This is a genomic window from Parasphingomonas puruogangriensis (assembly GCF_036663635.1).
In the GTDB taxonomy this organism is placed as follows: domain Bacteria; phylum Pseudomonadota; class Alphaproteobacteria; order Sphingomonadales; family Sphingomonadaceae; genus Sphingomonas.
This window is the reverse complement of the sequence record NZ_JAXOJI010000032.1, coordinates 1-1,247: the sequence shown is the minus strand read 5'-3', so window position 1 is coordinate 1,247 and position 1,247 is coordinate 1. Positions and strand designations below refer to the sequence as shown.

The 1,247-nt window shown below is 57.6% G+C and carries 1 protein-coding gene and 1 pseudogene; both read left to right on the top strand.

The features are described 5' to 3' along the window. Positions 1-180: 180 nt before the first annotated feature. The gene (locus U1739_RS20975; RefSeq protein ID WP_332710558.1) at positions 181-390 is read left to right on the top strand and encodes a DUF2280 domain-containing protein; all 210 of its coding nucleotides are present in this window, start codon (positions 181-183) and stop codon (positions 388-390) included. Between the two features lie 29 nt (positions 391-419). Next, positions 420-1,247 (top strand): annotated as a pseudogene (locus U1739_RS20970) (IS3 family transposase); the annotation flags it as partial.

The window sequence follows — 1,247 nt, the reverse complement described above, 5'->3', positions numbered from 1 at the left end:
CAAGGAGGCTGTTTACACCCATAGGATGAAAAAGCGACAACAGTCCAGCGGGTAACTATCGATATGCTTGCAAGCATAGCAGCACAATTAGGTGTGAGGCCAGCCGAACTGCTGGACGAGAAGTTTGAGGCTTAGAAGGCAAAATCAGGGGTCCTCTCACTATCACATAGGTGACACGAAATGGCCAAGCTACCTGAAGACATCAAACATCTGATTGTCATACAACTCGCTCAGTTTCGCGGTTATGCCGAAGTATCTCGCCTGATCCATGAAGAAACCGGCGTCAAAATAGATCGCTTTCAGGTCAGGACATATGATCCCACCAACATGGCATATGCCGGTAGCGAGAAACGGCGCCTGACGTGCCCCCTGAAATGTAGCCAGGAATGAGTAGAGTCCGTTTTCAAGGAGACGGGCGAATGAAGCGCAGCAGGTTCAGCGATGAGCAGATCATCGCGATATTGAAGGAGCAGGAGGCAGGGATGCCGACGGCGGAAGTTTGCCGCCGTCATGGGATCAGCCCTGCGACATTTTACAAATGGAAAGTCAAGTATGGCGGCTTGGAAGTGTCCGAGGCCAAACGGCTGCGGTCGCTGGAGGATGAGAACGCTAAGCTGAAGAAGCTGCTCGCCGAGGCGATGCTGGATATAGCGGTGTTGAAAGACATCACGGCAAAAAAGTGGTGACGCCCGCCGCAAAGCGGGATGCGGTTGCACATGCTCGTGCTGCGTTCGGCCTGAGCGAGCGCCGGGTGTGCGGCATCATTGGCGTGTCCCGGCGTGTGAACGGCTATGCGTCGCGTCGGCCCGATGACACTGCCCTGCGGGTGCGCTTGCGCGATCTCGCCAGTGAGCGCCGCCGGTTCGACTATCGGCGTCTGGGTTATCTTCTGGCGCGCGAAGGCATCACACCCAACCATAAGAAGCTGCTGCGCATCTACCGCGAGGAAGGCTTGAAGGTGCGCTGCCGCAGTGGCCGGAAACGGGCATTGGGCACGCGAGCGCCGATGACCATACCGCAGGCACCGAACCAGCGCTGGAGCCTCGACTTCGTGTCCGATGCCTTCGTCTGTGGCCGCCGGTTCCGCATCTTGTGCGTGATCGACGACTATAGCCGGGAATGCGTGGCGTTGGTGGCTGACACGTCACTGTCTGGCGCTCGTGTTGGGCGTGAACTGGATATTGCGATCATGGAGCGCATGGCCAGGCCGATCACGGTGGTCAGCGACAACGGAACTGAGCTGACCT